This is a genomic window from Agreia sp. Leaf244 (assembly GCF_001422695.1).
Lineage (GTDB): Bacteria > Actinomycetota > Actinomycetes > Actinomycetales > Microbacteriaceae > Agreia.
The window spans coordinates 356,841-373,587 of the sequence record NZ_LMLX01000002.1 but is presented as its reverse complement, the minus strand read 5'-3'; the positions used below and the strand labels follow the sequence as shown (position 1 = coordinate 373,587).

Here is a 16,747-nt window from a genome sequence, read left to right as displayed (position 1 = left end):
AGTAATCGTGGGGGAGGGTGACATTCGCTCGGTCCGAAAATCTGACTCCGCCCACAGGCCAGCAAAGACAGGTGCTTATTTGGTGACACCCGAATGGACACCGACTCGGAAGGCGAGTGCCTTTGTCAGTTTGCGCTCCGTGAGCTGTACCGAAATGCTTCGCCCATCCGATTAAGTCATCTGATCGGCATCGCCGCTTTTCGATCCGATGGTTCTGAAACTTCCGGCAGCCACAGACGCAAACACCTCCCATGCCTGTCTCAAGTCAAATGCTTCCTCTGCTTGTAGGCTCACGCCTCGAGCGCCTGTACGCCGAGTGCGTCCGCGGATTAGGAGAAGCCGTGTGCCGAACAGCAGCGGTCCCGATCGTTGTTGGGCCTCATCGAAGAACGTGGTGTCCGCACATCCGGTTCCGTCGTCAAGGCTGATAAAAACCACACGTTTGCCGCTCCGCATTGGTGGGGTCTGCGTGGCTACGCGCACTCCGGCGACGATGACCTCGGTCTTGTTGGGCAGTGACACCAGGTCGGCGGCGGGGGTGACGCCGAGTGAGTCAAGCAGGGGCCGGTAGCTCTCGATGAGGTGCTCGTTGAGTTCGGTCGAGAGGATGTCGAGCTCCGCGCCGATCCGTTCCTGCGCGGTCGGCTCCGCGTGGCCGACCTGAACGTCGTCGACGGTGTACAGCTCGAGCTGGTTCTCGTGTTCGCCCGCCTTCGGCTTGCGCCTGGCCGTGAGTTGGCGGGCATACGCGATCACGTCGCCGCGGCTTGCACCGCCACTTAGATTGTCGAGCGCCCCGACGGTTGCCAGGCTGACCAGGAGTCGCCTCGAGGGGGTCGCACGGGTGTAGAAGTCGACGATGCTCTCGTAGGGCTGGCCGGCGAGGATGCGGTCTTTTTCGGGCTGGGTGATGCCGTGCACGTCGGTTAGGGAGTATCGGATTCCTTTTGTGCCGTCGGGTGTCCGCTCGACAAGGTATTCGTCCGTGGACGCGTTCACGTCGAGCTGCAGAATTGAGACCCCCATGCGCCTCGCCTCGGCCATGAGAAGGCGACGTTCGTACATGCCGGGGTCGTGCTCGAAGACGCCGGCGAGGAACTCGACTGGGTAGTGCGTTTTCAGCCAGGCGCTCTGATAGGTGGGCAGAGCGAACGCGGCACCGTGGGCTTTGCAGAAGCCGTAGCTCGCGAACCCGGCCAGCACTTTCCAGATCCGATCGACGTCGGCGTCCATGAAGCGGCGCCGACCACGCTCGTCGACGTTCGCTCGAGTCTTCCGCCGGAAGTACTCTTCAATACCCGCGGCTTGCTTCTCCATGGCCCGGCGCAGCTCGTCCGCCTCGGCGAGCGAAACCCCCATGCAGGTGTGGAAGATCCGGAGGATGTGCTCGTGATAGAGCACGACGCCGAATGTTTCTTTGAGGAACGGTTTGAAGCTGGGGTGCAGGTAGTCGGGATCCTGGAACCCGTGTTTGGTGTCGATGAACGGGGCGACCATGTTCCCCTTCATCGGCCCGGGCCGGAACAGGGAGATGTCGGCGATGAGGTCTTCGTAGCAGTCGGGCTGCATCTTGCCGATGAGCTCGCGCTGGCCGGGGCTCTCGATCTGGAACATGCCTAGTGTGTGGGCAGTGCGGATCGCTTCGAACGTCGGTTCGTCGTCGTGCGGGATCGCGTCGAGCTTCACGATCCCTCCCGGGCTGACATAGGGCGCGTCGACCGGGAGTCCGCCGGCGGCCGCGGCGTCTGGCCCGTTGACCCTCTCTATCTCGCGCACGGCGTATGCGAGCGTCGATTGCATGCGGACGCCGAGGACGTCGAGCTTCAGAAAGCCGACGTCGTCGATGTCGTCTTTGTCGAACTGGCTCATGGCCAGGCCGATACCGCTCGGCTGGGTGGGGGTGTAACTGAGAAGGTTGCTGTCGCCGAGGATCACACCGCAGGGGTGCTGCGAGATGTGGCGAGGGAGTCGATCGAGTCGACCAACGACGTCGACGAGCAGATCCATCCGCGAATCGTTCCGGACGAGCGCGGCGATCTCTTGTAGCTCGGGTTTCTCGTCGAGGACGGCGCGGAAGTCTCGGGCTTCGAAGCGCCAAATGTTGTTCGCGACGAAATCGATCTGCTGCTCGTCGAGACCCAGCGCGAGACCAGCGTCGCGCGCTGCCCCTCGAGCGCGGTACGTGTTCTGCATCGACAGGAGTGTGACGCGGTGGTCGCCGTACCGGTCAAAAATCGCCCGGTACACGTCGTGACGGCGGGCCGATTCGATGTCGATATCAATATCGGGCAGGGTGGAGCGTTTGTTGCCGAGGAACCGTTCGAACAGGAGGTCGTGCTCGAGCGGGTCGACGTTCGAGATCCGCAACAGATACACGACCAGGCTGCCGGCACCGCTGCCGCGAGCCTGGTTGCGGATCCGCATCCGGCGCATCATCTCCGACACGTCGGAGACGGTGAGGAAGTAGCTCGAGAACCCGAACGCGATGATGTTCTTCATCTCGTCCGCTAACCGGCCATGCACCACCTCGAGGGCGGTGTCGCGGGCGTGCGGGTAGCGCTCCGGGATGGCGGCCAGACACTTCCTCCACAGAACCTCAGCGGGATCCCCGGTGATGTCGAGCGCCGTGAGCTCCGGCACCTTCGGCTTCTGCCATGCCACATCCGACACCGGATCCAGCACGCAACGTTCAGCAAGCGCATCGGTGGCCGTCAGGAGGTCTCTGCCGGCATGGCTGTCGAGCGTGGAGAACTCGATGATCTCCTTCGCGATCGCGCGCATCTTGGACTCAGGTTTCAGCCACGCCTGCCCGTTCGGTTGTGGGGTGAAGGTCCCGAGCGGTTGCAAGCGCCCCGCTGCGTCGAGTACGTCTCCGGTGAGCGCGTCATCGGGAACCGCGTAACGAACTTCGTTCGTCAGCACGGCTGGCACGAGGGCGGCGTCGGCGAGCTCGAGCATTGCGGCCGCGTGCTCGACGCTGCGGGGGTGCCCAGGCGTCGTGAAATGGCACACCACCTCCACGACGACAGCGCCCGGGAGTAGACGCTTCCATGCCTGCAGTTTCGACCACGCCGCGGACTTGTCATGGGCGGCGACGGCGCGTCCGACGTCGGAGTCGGCACCGATCATGACTGTCGCGACAGGGCGTCCGTCGGAGAAGACGAACGACGGCAGACGCCTAGCATGGATCGCGGCTGCCCTATTAGCCGTGCCCGACAGGACGCGCCGGCCTCGCTTGGGGGAGTGAGCGGCACTGATCAACCGCGACAGACCAGCCCAACCGGCCCCGTCATTGTGCCCATGAGCGAGCACCGTGACGCTCGACGGGCGGGCGTCCGTCGTCGCGTCGTCGAGCTGCAGCTCGACACCCACAATCGGGTTTACGGCTGACTCAATGCACTGCCGGATGTGCCGGACCGCCCCGTAGAGACCGTCCCGATCCGTGATTGCCGCAGACCGTGCGCCAGCCTCTGCAGCGCGCTCCACAAGCTCTGCGGGGCCACGGGTGCCATGGTGAACAGAGAACGACGACGCCACGTGAAGATGCGTGAACGTCACCGTCCCGAGACCTGGTCGAGCGCCCAACCGCCCTCGCCGTGGCAGACGTCGACCAGCAAGATCGCGCCATCTGGACTCTGCACTTCAACCCGATATACCAGGCGCTCGAGCAAACCTCCCGAAGAGCCTCGCGGTGCGCGAACTGGCCCCGCCCACCAGGCGTTGCGGTCGATCCACCGCTGGGGTTTGCGGATCACCACGAATGTCTCGCCGTCCCAGACCAGCGACGCTGGGGTGCCGTCACCGGTCGTCGCTACACTCACCAACGCCACCACACCACCGCCATTATTCGAACGTGTGTTCGAATCTAGGTCAGGACCTCCGACACCACAATCTGGAACGGCGTGTCGTCACCGTTGGGACGATTTACGTCGGAGATGTACGCGGACTTCTACGGCTGTCTCGTCGACGTCAAGCCATAGGGCCGCGACTTCCCTCGCAGCGCCGCGGAGCTCACCTAACGTGCGCGCCTGACCCATCGCTTCAATTCGGACGTCTCCTCCGACTGGTGACGGGCAATTGAGTTCAGGGATAGAGAATGTCCACCACCGGCCGTCACGGTGGGCGAAAGCCTCGTAGACCGGTGCGGTGTCGTGGTCGATAGCGGAGGGCATGAGGACCGTCCTTCAAGGACTCCGAGCGAACTCGAAGAGATCACTCTAACTCGCTCGGTTCCCTACTAGAACGGCGCGTCGTGCTTGTGGTCAACTATTTGACTTCTAACGAAAACGATGGCCTTGTTCGCAGCATCGAGGAAGAGGCCGCGTGACATACCCCCGGCGCCATTGACCAAGTTCGCGAAAGTAATGATCGAGCTGGTTCCTACAGGCACAAGGCCAGTAAGACTGCTCTCGTATGGGGGTGAAGGCGCTCGGTTGGCCAGGATCAGGGCGGCCTCGATTTCGTCTGAAGGTTCATCGGGATGAGGGTCCCTCATCGGCCAAAGGGCAACATCGAGACTCCACCGGTCGTCGTTGTACTTAGATATCCCTTCATAGGTCGCCATCGCGTGAACGGGCCCAGGCGAGCCGTTAATCGTTTGCGGGATTAGAGAGCTGGGGTAGTAGCCGAGGTCTTTCAACTGACGTACGAGGACTTTCACATGGTCGTACGACGGGGTGCCGAAGGTGAAAGTTCGGCTGAAAGACGGAGTCTTGGGCGCAGTCACAAACCCAGGGTAGATGAGCAGAGTTCACACGACCAGGAGGGCACTCAGACCATAAACGACCGTTTCTGACTGCCAGTTCCGGCCGGGGTCTCAGCAGCAACTACGATGCCTCCCAGCGGCGGTCGAACAACGACCAGCCGCGCCTCAGGAGTCGGAACGAGGCTAGGAAGGGCTCCGCGACAAGCTCAGGGCTACCCGGAGCTTTCCCTTGCCAATACCGGTCTGGGGGTCCGCGTCGCCGAAGGTAGTCCGTTGGAAGAGTGTGAACTTGATCGGTAAACGGCGGTGTTCTGTGATCGATAATTGGCGCGTCGAATTTATAACGCATCTCCCAGTCGTGGGTTCAAGCAATTCTGTACTATGAGAGCTTGTGTCGTGGAAGAGCGACGGCGGCATAAGGAAAGGTGGTGGGAGCGTGGTTCATTCACGATCCCGGCGTCGTCCTCTACTTGTGGTCCTGGTGGGCTGCCTTGCCTTGGTTCTGACGCTCCTCTCTATGCATGCTTTCGATGCACGAACGGGGACGATCCCGCAGCCGGCCGCTGCAATGTCAGCTGCCTCGTTCGATGTGAACGACACGGGTTCGGCGACGATTTCCTCAACGGAGCAACCTCCCGTCACAGTCGGCGAGCTATTGTTGTGCGCCGCCATGGGGCTTGTCTGTGCGCTTGGTGCCATCGCTTTCGCCCGACTCGCGCGGTTTTTGCGAGTGGTTCGCGGTGCAGGGCAGCGCATACGGCCGTTGCTGTTGGGTCGGCTGCCTCGACCGTGCTCGATTCGCCCTGTGGCTTTTACCCTCGATCAGCTGAGCGTTTCACGCGTCTGACCATGCCCGGAAGCGGCCTGTATGCCGCCCGTCATGTTGTTGGATCCCGTCACAGTTACTCTGCGCGTCCTCTGTGGACGTCTCTGTGTCGGCCTCTGGCTCTCGAGCCGGATGTTACGCGTGGAAGCAAACCAATTGGAAAATACAGAACACCCGTCGAGCCTTACCCGGCGTCAACTCCGTCACTTTGAGCGGCTCGGGGGCGCCCAGCCCTTAGACGACATGCTCGTTCCAGCGCCCAAGGCGCCTCCCGCTCCCGCCCGAACCCGTCGGGAGGCTCTCAGTCTCGAACGTTCCGCTGTGCGGCTCTCGGGCGCGGTGCCAGAGGAGGTGAGTCCTGGAAGTGCTGTGATTTCATCCGAGGATGTGAAGTCGGCTCCTTCGTCAAAGTCAAAACCAGCACGCGATGTCCCGGTGGATCACGGGGCGGCTTCGTCATCTGTTCCGCGACAGGTATCGCCGCCTGCGCGAATGCGCCGAGGTCGCGCAGTGGTCGCGATGACGCTAGCAGCTCTTCTTGTCGTGGGTACGTCTCTTGCCACGACTATCCCGCGCCCATCTGTTGTGGCGGCGCCGCTCGAAGCCATCCAGTCTTCTCAAGCGATGGCCGCCTCTCCGTCTGTTACGGGCCCTTCAGCGACGCGCGATGGATATACGGTCACGGAAGCGAAGAAACAGGCTGTCGCTGCGGGTATATCCGTGGCGGATACGTTCATCAACAATCCGAGCTCCTCGGTGCAGTGGCCTTTCCCGGTGGGGGTGCCGATCAGTGATTACTTCGGTCCTCGCTCGTCGCCTGGAGGCATTGGAAGTACGGACCATAAAGGGGTCGACTTCACCCCGGGTGAGGGGGCACCGATCAGCGCGGTCGCCGATGGGGTCGTTCGACTTGTCCAGGCCACTGATCAAGGCGGGCTGGGGGTTCATGTCGTTATCGATCACGTCATCGATGGGCAGAACGTCAGCAGCTGGTACGGGCACATGCTCACCGGTTCACCCACCGTCGAGGAGGGTCAAGTTGTTGTAGCAGGCCAGCAGATCGGATCCGTCGGCAACACAGGGGTCTCCACGGGCGCTCACACGCATCTTGAGATCCACGTCGGGTCGACGCCCGTTGATCCGTACGCGTTCATCAGCAGCAGAAACTAAACGAGAAGATCCCCATGACACAGAACCCGAAGAAATCACCGCCGACTCCACCTCGTGACCGTGCGATGCGAGGGCGAACCAAAATTGCCATCTGGGGTGGGGTGTTTGTGCTCGTCGCCGCCTTGGTCTCCATCATCGCCGTCAGTGTCACCTCCTCCGTCAACCAGCGCACCGCCTCAAGCGCGGAGACCCAGGTGGTGAGAGAGAACAGCCACATTCTGGATACGGCGGAGGACGGAAAGGTCACTCTGGTCGAGTTTCTTGACTTCGAGTGCGAGGCTTGCGGCGCCTTCTACCCCTACGTGGAGCAGCTTCGTGAGGAATACGACGGTCGAATCACCTTCGTGACCCGCTACTTCCCAATCCCGGCGCATCAGAACTCACGCAACGCTGCGATCGCCGTCGAAGCTGCCGCGCAGCAGGGAAAGTTCGAAGAGATGTACCGCATGATGTTCGAAACCCAGAAGACGTGGGGCGAGAGCCAAGAGCCCAAAACGGAACTGTTCCGCAGCTATGCCGAAACGTTGGGTTTAGACATGGCGAAGTACGACGCCGCGATCGCGGACCCCGCCACCACCGAAAGGGTGCAACTCGATTTCAATGATGGTGTTGCTCTCGGAGTGGAAGGGACCCCGAGCTTTTTCCTCAACGGTGAGCAGATGACGATTGAGTCCATCGACGACTTCAAAGCTCAGCTCGATGCCGCGTTGGCGAAGTAGAGCCTCGGCAACTCTTGGCCTTGTTCTGGCTTTGAGTTTGCTGACCGCCTGCAGTAACGATTCCCTTGCCGACCAGTACACAGCGGGTGATAACAAGGGCTACATCGCGGGCGACGGGTCCGTTCTCGAGATACAAGAAGACGAACGAGGTGAACCGATCGTGTTCTCGGGAACCGGCGAGAACGGAGAGCCGATCACCTCTGCCGGCTACACCGGCGATGTCTTGGTCGTAAATTTTTGGTACGCCGCTTGTGCGCCCTGCAGGCTGGAAGCACCAGACCTCGAAGACACGTACCAAAAAGTGAAAGACCAGGGCGTCGAGTTCCTCGGCGTCAACGTGCGCGACCAAGCAGCAACAGCCAAGGAGTTCTCGGCCACGTTCGGGGTGTCCTACCCGTCCATCATCGACATCAATGGTGATGCGCAACTCAGCTTTGCCGGCGACGTTGCACCGAATGCGGTACCGACGACACTGATCCTTGATCGTGAAGGCCGCGTCGCCGCACGCATTCTGGGACGTGTCCTAGAGGTGTCGATTCTCGAATCCCTCATCGACGGTGTTCTTCAGGAACAGGCGTGATCCCCGAACTCGTCTTCAGCGGCCAGCTCGCAGCCGCCGTTCCCCTGGCCGCGCTTGCCGGACTGGTATCGTTCGCGTCCCCATGCGTTCTCCCCCTTGTCCCGGGATATCTCGCGTACGTCAGCGGGTCGGCCGACGAAGCTCGCTCTCGATCTCGTGCCGTAGTGGGAGCTGCGCTCTTTGTCGTGGGATTTGCCGTCGTCTTCATCGCCTACGGGGCTCTGTTCGGAGCTCTCGGAACATGGCTGGTCCAATGGCAGGACACCATAACTCGGATCCTCGGAATCGCGGTCATCTTGATGGGAATCGTGTTCGCCGGCTACATCCCCGGCCTGCAAAAAAACGCCCGCCTCCCTTTCCGTCCTGCCATCGGGCTCGGCGGCGCACCACTTCTCGGAATCGTATTCGGGCTGGGGTGGACTCCCTGCTTCGGCCCCACACTCGTCGCCATTTCTGCACTCAGCCTGGAGAGTGCCTCCGCGACGCGAGGAGCCATACTCGGCCTTGCCTACTGCCTAGGTCTCGGCATCCCGTTCCTGCTCATAGCGTGGGGTTTCAGCTTCGCCCTTCGCGCCAACGAATGGCTCAAACGCTACCTACGACCCTTGAACGTGGCAGGCGGAGTCCTCATGGTTGCGCTCGGAATTCTTATGGTGAGCGGTCTCTGGACGGCGTTCATCTACCAAATCCAAGGATGGATCGGTGGGTACGTCACCCCCATCTGATCGGTCAGGTGTGGACGGCATCCTCGTGCTCGGCATGGCTGGCCGGTTCCAGCTGGAAGGTCGAGTGTTCGATCGAGACAGGGAAGTGCGTCGCTACACATTTCTGAAGATCGTCCAGAACGGCCGGCGCGGTTCCATCACGGAAACACTTCTCATCAACGACAACGTGGGCGCTGATCACGGGAAGGTTCGTCGCGACCTGGCTGGCATGAAGATCATGCACCGCGATTACTTGCGGAAGGCCCAAAATATGTGCCCGAACATCATCGAGGTCGAGAGCCGCCGGGGTTGTCTCCAGCAGGACACTGATTGTTTCTTTGAGCAGTTTCAGCGTGCGCGGAATGATCAGGGCACCGATCAGCATCGCCACGATCGAGTCGGCTCGGTAGAACCCGGTGAGACTGATGACAACGGCGCTGATGATGACCGCAACCGATCCCAGAGCGTCGTTGACGACCTCGAGGAACGCAGCACGAAGGTTAAAGTTCGCCGACCGCCCTCCTGCGAGAACAGCGATCGATGCGACATTCGCGACCAGGCCGATGATGCCGAAGATGATCAGCTCGCCTGACGCGATCTCGGGTGGAGCAAACAACCGCTGGATACCCTCAACGAACACAAACAATCCGACGGCCAGCAACACCGTTGCCTGGCCTAGCGCAGCGAGGACCTCCGCCCGCGCAAAACCCCACGTTCGCTTCGCTGATGTCGGCCTGCTCATCAGACGCGCCGCGACCAAGGCCATGGTGAGCCCGAACACGTCGGTCAACATATGTGCTGCGTCGATGAGCAGCGCAAGACTTCCGGTGATGATCGCGCCGAAGACCTCGGCGCCAAAGATCGTCGCGGTGATGACGAGGGCGATGGCGATGCGGCGTGTGTGCACGGCCCCGGCCGGTGCGTGCGAATGATCGTTTCCCATACGAGGATGGTACACATTTCAGTGAACCGTCAGGGGCTTGGGTGATAGTTGATAACGGATATCATTCCGGTATGGAGACTCTCACCGCCGTCGATGCGTTGGCCCGCTTCGGCCATGCCCTCTCAGACCCGCTGCGATCGCGCATTTTGGTGGAGCTCTCTGCAGGCCCGGCATACCCGGCGGAACTGTCAGATCTCCTGGACGTTACCCGCCAACGGATGTCGAACCATCTCGCTTGCCTGCGCGGATGTGGTCTCGTCGTCGTTGTTCCTGAGGGGCGTCGGGTCCGCTACGAGCTCGCCGATTCCAAACTGGCACACGCACTCACCGATCTGCTCGGAGTTGTTCTCGTCACGGATCCCGAGCATGTTATGACCGAGAAAACCGCCTAACCGTCGTCGCCCGGGCGGTCACAAGAATGAGCAGAGGCGCGATACTGAGGACCACGGCGAGCCCGCGTCCGATCTGAGCGGCAGGAGTGATGCCGTTCGCGGTTTGGACGGTCTCGATCATCGTGCCGGCGGTGAACGGTTTCAGCTCGGCGATCGTCGCACCTGTGGGACTGATGATGGCGCTTGTTCCGACAGTAGAAATATTCACGACGGTGCGCCCGTATTCGATGGCGCGCAACCTCGCGATGGCCAGCTGCTGCACGCTTTCGTCGGTGCGGCCAAAATCGGCATTGTTGGACTGAGCCAGGATCAGTTCTGCCCCGTCGTCGATCAACTCGCGCATCACCCGATCGTCAGTGATGTCAAAACAGATCGCCGATCCCGCGGCAATGGGACCTAAGTCGAGGATTCCATCGCGTTGTCCGGGGACATACTCGCGTTGGATCATGCCGATGAGATCGGGCGCCAGCTTCTCCCAGAATCCTCGGTCGGGAACATACTCGCCGAACGGTACGGGATGCTTCTTGTCGTAGACGTCGACGATTCCCCGGTCGGGATCGACAGCCACGGTGGAGTTGAAGTAGCGTCCGTTTCGCTGAGTGATCGTTCCGAGGGTGAGCGGTGCCCCCAGGCGCTTCGCGATCATCGCCACCCTGTTCTTTTCTGTCGCCGTCGAGAACGGATCGAACTCGCTCGCATTCTCGGGCCACACGATCGCATCCAGGTCTTTCGCCTCCAGGCCAGAACTGGCGTCCAGTTGTGCCTTCAGGAGGTCACCTGAGCTGCGTTCCGAGAAGTATCCGGCGGGCCCATTCCCTTGAACCGCGGCGATCCGGAACGACCCTACGACCTGGACAGGAAACACCGGAACAAGAAGAAGAACCGTTGCCGCGGCCAACAGGACAGTGGCGACGGGCGCGACTCGCTCCCGTTCACGAATACCCGACACGGCGCCGGCGACGAGCAACACCAGCAGGAACGACAGGCCTGCCATTCCGGTCCACGACACGACGTCCGCGAACGGACCCCCGGACTGCGACATGGCAACCCGACCCCACGAGAATCCGCCGTACGGCCATGACCCCGCGACTTCTTCCCGGCCCACCCAGAGGCCCGCAACAACGGTCGGCACCAGGACCAATCGCGCCCATCGCCCTGGCCAGGCACGAGGCACGTGCCGGTACGTCGCCGCAGCCAGACCACCAAAGAACGCCCAGAACAGCGACTCGGTCACCGTCAGCGCCAGCCAAGGCACAGGCCCCAAATACTGCCCCACCCATGCGATATGGGTCAGGTAGAACGAGATGCCGGCAGTAAAGCCGATAAGGGCACCCCCTCTGACGCTCTGCCCCTGCAATGCCGCTAGCAACACCCCCACCCCCACAAGTGTGAGAGGCCACACATTCAGGTCTGGGAAGCCCGCATCCATCAGGGGCCCCGCGAGCACAGCGCTCAGCACTGCCGCAAGCAGCGGGAAGGGTCGACGGACGGTGGGTAGCATGGACGTTGACCGTAATGGGGAAGTCCGAGAGATCACCGTCCACCTGGGACCGTGGGGATTGATACTCTAATTCTTCCGAGCCCGGGGATTGAGAGGTCGCCATCATGCTGACCGCATCCCGTGACCTGCGTCGCATTCGTTGGATTCTGATCGTGGGAACGGTCGTCTTGTCCGGGGTTGCCGCTCTTTTGTTCGGCCACCTGACAGATTCCATCTCCAGCCTGCCCGCCGCTTCAGCCGTTTCTGAGGCGGCTGAGATCGACCGTGTCCATGTCGTGCCGGACGATCCATCCGGTGATGGGGTGGTGCAACAAGTTGTTGATCTGCTGTCGGGCTGTGCGGCTCTTATCGTCGCCTTGGGCGTTGCCTTCTTGTTCGTCGCCATCCGACGGAACGACGACTTGTCCCGAGTCGCGACGCAGCTGAAGGGTGCAGTAGGAACCCTGCGGGGTGTGGACGACTCAACGGCTCGAGTCCTCGAGCTGACGCAGCTCGGTATAGCCCGAATCTGAGCACGACGGGTAAGTTCGGCGACCTCGTTGCCGCCCACCTGTCGATGATCTCAGCCTCAATATGGCTGAGGTCCACCTTGAGTCGGAGTACCACATGCATGCGAATACTTACGACGTTTTCGCCGATTTCTTCCACCCAACCGCTGGACCGACCCGCGAGCGGGACCTAACGTGAGCGGGAAGAGCGGGACACCACAGCGATCTAGCCGTATTCGTCTGATCGGCGCTCCCGCGTTGCTACTGGTCAGCACACTCGTTGTCGCCAGCACCCTGGCCATCACCGCGTGGTCTCGACAACCGGCCCTCCTCATCGACGCGGGGCCTATCGTTGATGTCGGACTGCCCATAGTCAAAAGCCTGATCAACCTGGCCTCCGGGGTCGTTATCGGCGCCCTGGTTCTGGCCTGCTTCGCTCTCCCTATCGGCAAACCGGCCTACAACACATCCTTGGACCTCGCTGCAGGCGCCGCCTGTGTGTGGGCCGTGCTATCTTTCGCCGCATCGGTTCTGGCGTACTTCTCGCTCGCCGGGCCGGTGTCCGCGGAAATCTTCCCTGCAAGTTTCGGTCAATTCTTGACCACCGTCACGATCGGCCAAGCGTGGCTGAGCACCACTCTGGCTGGGGCCATCCTGGCTGTGCTCTGTTTCGCGACACGCGCCCCCTGGCTCGTCGCTATCGCAACGATCATCGCGTTCGCCTCGCTGATCCCCCTCGCTCTGCAGGGCCATGCTGCCGGCGCCGGCAGCCACTCCGCCGCGTCTTCTGCACTCTGGCTGCATTCGGCAGCCGCGGCCACCTGGGTGGGTGGGCTCGTCGTGACGACCATCCTGCTCGCGAGAACACAACGCAGCGAGGCCGTAGTCCTGCTCCGTCGGTACTCGAGTGTCGCGTTGATCAGTTTCGTACTGGTCGCCGCATCCGGGCTGATCTCGACCGTCATCCGATTCGACCAGGTCTCGCAACTGTGGACGACCGACTACGGAAGGATCCTGCTGATCAAGGTTGCGGTTCTCCTCGCGTTGGGTGCGGCGGGCGCAGTCAATAGGCGGATCCTGATCCGCAGTATCGAGACCGCTCCTCGGATTTTCCGCACCCTCGCCTGGTTGGTGATGTCGGAACTGGTGCTGATGGGTGTGGCGTCCGGCACTGCAGTGGTTCTCGCCAGGACGCCGCCACCCATCAGTGAAACGATCGCCGTCAGCAGATCCGAAATTCTGACGGGTCAGCCCCTGCCGGTACCGCTCACCGTGGCACGATTCTTCGACACCTGGACGATCGACCCGATCTGGGCAATCGGTGCCGTGTTCGGAATCGTGCTCTACCTCGCCGCCGTTTCTCGACTTCGTCGACGCGGAGACCGATGGCCTGCGAGTCGCACGATCTCGTGGATTATCGGCCTCGTCATTCTCATTTACGTCACCAATGGTGCCCCAGCCGTATACGGGACGTACTTGTTCAGCCAGCACATGCTGGAGCACATGACCCTCGGCATGATCGTGCCGATCTTTCTCGTCCTCGGCTCGCCTGTGACGCTGGCCCTGCGTGCCATTTACCCGCGCAAAGATGGCAGCCGAGGCATGCGAGAGTGGCTTCTCGACCTCACCCGTCTTCGTCTCACAGCTGTCCTGACGCACCCTGTGGTCGTCGCTGTGCTGTTCGTCGGGTCGACGATCATCTTCTACTTCACGCCATTGTTCGGGTGGTCACTCGAGGACCCGGTCGGGCACCAGTGGATGATCGCCCACTTCCTCATCGTCGGGTATCTCTTTGCGTTGACAATGATCGGAACCGACCCGCTCCCGTACCGGTTCCCTTATCCGCTGCGGCTGGTCACGCTCCTCGTGGTCATGGCCTCCCACGCGTTCTTTGGGCTCAGCATCATCACGTCCACGGACCTGTTCCTTCCCGCCTGGTACGGCGTCATCACCGAAGGGTGGACAACCAACCCCCTCGCCGATCAACAGGCTGCCGGCGGCGTCGCCTGGAGTGTCGGTGAAATCCCCACCCTCGTGTTGGCGATCACCATGGTCACGTTGTGGTCGCGTTCCGACGCCCGCGAAACCAAACGCCTGGATCGGAACGCTGATCGAACCGGCGACAAAGATCTGAGCGAATACAACGCCATGCTGGAATCCCTCCAACACCGCAAACCAACGCGATGACCGGCGACCCGAGCGGCCCCGTCTGGGTACCGACCCAAGCTCCTGATCTCAGTGAGTTCCTGGCCCCCAATGTGCAACCGATCCCCCTTCTTCCCGCCATCGGAATAGTGCTGTTCGTTGCCTACAGCTGCGGGGCCCTTCGACTCTGGGCGACGGGCCGACGCTGGTCTGTGACCCGCACCATCTGTTTCCTCTCCGGCTGCAGCATTCTGATAGTCACGATGGGCGCTGGCCTCGAAGGGTACGGCTACCGCCTGTTCTCTGTGTTCATGTTCCAGCAGCTCACCCTGATGATGGCTATCCCTCCGCTGCTCGTCCTCGGATCGCCCGGAACCCTGCTGCTCAAGACCATTCCTCACCGAGGCGTTGGCATCCTCATCCAACGTGCCGCGCTTATGGGATTGCGCTCTCGCGGGGCTCGGTTGATCCTGCACCCGGCGGTCATGATCCCTCTGTTCCTGTTCACCTTCTACGGTTTGTACCTCAGCGGAATTGCCAGCACGCTGCTTGAGAGTTGGAGCGGACACGTCGGATTAGAACTGCTATTCCTGGCCAGCGGAATCCTTTTCACCATTCCCCTCATCTCGGCCGACCCTCTCCCCGCCCGCCAATCGCACCTTGGTCGACTCCTCGACCTGTTCGCCGAAATGCCCCTGCACGCATTCTTCGGAGTCATCGTTATGACCGCCACAATTCCGCTCGTCACCTACTTCGCCACCCCGCCCTCGTCTTGGGGAATAGACCCGATTCAAGACCAGCTCATCGCCGGGGGCCTCGCCTGGTCCTACGGAGAACTGCCCACACTCATCATTGTTCTCGTTCTCCTAACCCGGTGGCATCGGGACGACACAACCCGCGCCACAGCCGCCGACAGGCGACACGACAGACACGGCAACGCCGACCTCGACGCCTACAACGACTACCTCACACACCTCAACCAACGCGCCACCCGCTCACGCACGACGAAAGAAACCCCATGAAAACCCGCACAAGCATCCGCTACAGCGCCGCCCTCGTCGCCCTCACGATCGTCGCCGTGCTCTTCGGCGCGGCCCCGACCGCGACAGCGCACGACGCCTTAGCCTCATCCACCCCCGCCGCTGACGAGACTGTCGCAACAGCCATCGACCAGGTGCAGCTGAACTTCAACGAAGCCCCCTTGGCGGGCTTCGATGCGGGCATCGCCATCGCGGTCCTTGACCCTGCCGGAACCGATATCTCTACCGGCAATGTCGTTGTCGAGGGTGCCACTCTGACCAAATCGATCACCCCGACCACCGCAGGCAGTTACCAGGTGTTGTGGCAAACAGTGTCCGTCGATGGACACCCGATTTCCGGCCAATATGCCTACACGTACACGGTCGAACCCGCGCCCCTCCCGGCCACAACAACACCGCAGGAAACATCGACACCATCACCCACCCCGGCGACCTCAACGTCAACGTCAACGGCGGCACCAGCAGACGTTCCCCTGGACAGCGATGACGTGTACGCACGCATCTTCCCCGTGGCGCTCCTGGGCGGAATAGTTGTGGTCCTCATCGTCGTCGCCATCGCGATCGTCGTTTCCGTCCGTGGACGTCGCCGCCAAGACGAAAAACCAACCCGATGAAACGGACACAGCAAAAACGCATCCCCGTCATCCGCCCGGGCCTGCCTCCTGCCATCCTGGGCGCTCTCTGTCTCCTGGTCGCCCTCGCCCTGATTGGGACCGACTACTACCTCTATGTGCGCTACGTCGTCAGCGTCCTTGCGCTCATCTTCGCCGTCATCAGCGTCCAGTACCGCAAATGGTGGTGGGCTCTGCCGGTTCTCCCGCTTGCCGTCCTCTGGAACCCGGCGTGGCCGCTGAGCTTCACCGACCAAACATGGCAACTGCTGATATTCCTCGGATCCGCCGCATTCCTCGTAGTGGGCATCTGCTTACGCAGCCCAGACGATAAAGAGATGGCCGCAAAACGTTCCGTGAGCTAACGATCGGTGATCGTTCGTCGTTCCTTCATCCGTTGCCGCCTTGACTGAAACCCCGCGGTGGCCCCCAAGGCCAAGCAGACGACAGCAATCGACACGGCTACCTCCCACCACGCATTTCGGGTCAGCAGATTCGCGAAGAGAACCAGCAGGCAGGTTCCGTTCAACCCAAGAGCCACGTATGCGAACTGGGCGGAGCTCCACCGTCGACGCGGCTCCCTGTCGGAGGAAGAAAGAGGCACGACATTCCCTTCGTGATGGCAATCGAATGCCCCAGAGAGTACACGAAACGGTTTACAATCACTTCGACGGGATCCCTCCTGTCGGAGAGGCTGCGACACGTATGAGCCTCGTCCTGGCCCGCAGCCGCCACGTGATCCGCGCCGTCCTTATTGGTTTTACGATCTGCGTGGCCGCCTTGTCCGCGATAGGGCTGCACGCAGCGTCCGTTAGTCACGACATCGATGTCGCCTCAGCGACCGCCCTTCTTGACGCTGCTGACCCCAGCGATACGACGGAGCACGACAGTAACGGGCTCCGGGAGTGCCTCAGTATCGCCGT

15 protein-coding genes are annotated in these 16,747 nt (G+C 61.7%); 10 read left to right on the top strand and 5 right to left on the bottom strand.

From position 1 onward, the window contains the following. Positions 1–171 precede the first annotated feature (171 nt). From ASF06_RS06655 to ASF06_RS06645, 3 genes are all read right to left on the bottom strand, one after another. Entirely contained in the window at positions 172–3,558 is a 3,387-nt protein-coding gene (locus ASF06_RS06655) for a DNA polymerase III subunit alpha (protein ID WP_055778404.1), read from the bottom strand. After that, the gene (locus ASF06_RS20185; protein ID WP_442853829.1) at positions 3,555–3,821 is read right to left on the bottom strand and encodes a DUF6504 family protein; all 267 of its coding nucleotides are present in this window, start codon (positions 3,819–3,821) and stop codon (positions 3,555–3,557) included. Before ASF06_RS20185 ends, ASF06_RS06655 begins: the two co-directional genes overlap by 4 nt. A 416-nt stretch (positions 3,822–4,237) precedes the next feature. Beyond that, a complete protein-coding gene (locus ASF06_RS06645) occupies positions 4,238–4,726 on the bottom strand; it encodes a hypothetical protein (RefSeq protein ID WP_156351702.1) in 489 nt (162 codons plus the stop codon). 1,324 nt (positions 4,727–6,050) lie between these two features. Here ASF06_RS06645 and ASF06_RS19680 point away from each other — a divergent pair. From ASF06_RS19680 to ASF06_RS06625, 4 genes are read left to right on the top strand one after another with little or no spacing between them, the layout of a single operon-like run. Then, positions 6,051–6,701: a M23 family metallopeptidase gene (locus ASF06_RS19680; RefSeq protein WP_235480575.1), complete on the top strand. Its 651-nt coding sequence runs from the start codon at positions 6,051–6,053 to the stop codon at positions 6,699–6,701. Positions 6,702–6,715: 14 nt separating this feature from the next. Beyond that, a complete protein-coding gene (locus ASF06_RS06635) occupies positions 6,716–7,420 on the top strand; it encodes a DsbA family protein (protein WP_156351701.1) in 705 nt (234 codons plus the stop codon). Positions 7,421–7,451: 31 nt separating this feature from the next. Continuing rightward, complete coding sequence (locus ASF06_RS06630; protein ID WP_235500926.1) at positions 7,452–8,000, top strand: TlpA disulfide reductase family protein; 549 nt, start codon at positions 7,452–7,454, stop codon at positions 7,998–8,000. Next, positions 8,000–8,725: a cytochrome c biogenesis CcdA family protein gene (locus ASF06_RS06625; protein ID WP_055946229.1), complete on the top strand. Its 726-nt coding sequence runs from the start codon at positions 8,000–8,002 to the stop codon at positions 8,723–8,725. The genes ASF06_RS06630 and ASF06_RS06625 overlap by 1 nt, the downstream gene beginning before the upstream one ends. A gap of 4 nt (positions 8,726–8,729) precedes the next feature. Here ASF06_RS06625 and ASF06_RS06620 read toward each other — a convergent pair whose 3' ends face one another. After that, a complete protein-coding gene (locus ASF06_RS06620; RefSeq protein ID WP_055944863.1) occupies positions 8,730–9,647 on the bottom strand; it encodes a cation diffusion facilitator family transporter in 918 nt (305 codons plus the stop codon). Between the two features lie 71 nt (positions 9,648–9,718). Here ASF06_RS06620 and ASF06_RS19120 point away from each other — a divergent pair, with 71 nt between their 5' ends. Beyond that, on the top strand, positions 9,719–10,039 hold the full coding sequence (locus ASF06_RS19120; protein ID WP_082500752.1) for an ArsR/SmtB family transcription factor: 321 nt from the start codon (positions 9,719–9,721) through the stop codon (positions 10,037–10,039). On the opposite strand, the gene lnt is transcribed toward ASF06_RS19120, so the two are convergent. Continuing rightward, the gene (lnt, locus tag ASF06_RS06610) at positions 10,017–11,540 is read right to left on the bottom strand and encodes an apolipoprotein N-acyltransferase (protein WP_082500751.1); all 1,524 of its coding nucleotides are present in this window, start codon (positions 11,538–11,540) and stop codon (positions 10,017–10,019) included. The two genes, ASF06_RS19120 and lnt, sit on opposite strands and share 23 nt — an antisense overlap. A 104-nt stretch (positions 11,541–11,644) precedes the next feature. Between lnt and ASF06_RS06605 the strand changes: the two genes are divergently transcribed. The 5 genes from ASF06_RS06605 to ASF06_RS06585 all read left to right on the top strand — a co-directional run bounded on the left by ASF06_RS06605 (position 11,645) and on the right by ASF06_RS06585 (position 16,189). Further along, positions 11,645–12,052, top strand: a complete 408-nt coding sequence (locus tag ASF06_RS06605) for a hypothetical protein (protein WP_055778381.1) — start codon at positions 11,645–11,647, stop codon at positions 12,050–12,052. Positions 12,053–12,223: 171 nt separating this feature from the next. Then, positions 12,224–14,215, top strand: a complete 1,992-nt coding sequence (locus ASF06_RS06600; RefSeq protein WP_235500925.1) for a cytochrome c oxidase assembly protein — start codon at positions 12,224–12,226, stop codon at positions 14,213–14,215. Beyond that, entirely contained in the window at positions 14,212–15,195 is a 984-nt protein-coding gene (locus ASF06_RS06595) for a cytochrome c oxidase assembly protein (protein WP_055778379.1), read from the top strand. The genes ASF06_RS06600 and ASF06_RS06595 overlap by 4 nt, the downstream gene beginning before the upstream one ends. Next, positions 15,192–15,827 (top strand): copper resistance CopC family protein, encoded by a 636-nt coding sequence (locus tag ASF06_RS06590; protein WP_055778375.1) that lies wholly within the window; start codon positions 15,192–15,194, stop codon positions 15,825–15,827. The genes ASF06_RS06595 and ASF06_RS06590 overlap by 4 nt, the downstream gene beginning before the upstream one ends. Next, entirely contained in the window at positions 15,824–16,189 is a 366-nt protein-coding gene (locus tag ASF06_RS06585; protein ID WP_055778372.1) for a DUF6804 family protein, read from the top strand. Before ASF06_RS06590 ends, ASF06_RS06585 begins: the two co-directional genes overlap by 4 nt. Positions 16,190–16,747 lie beyond the last annotated feature (558 nt).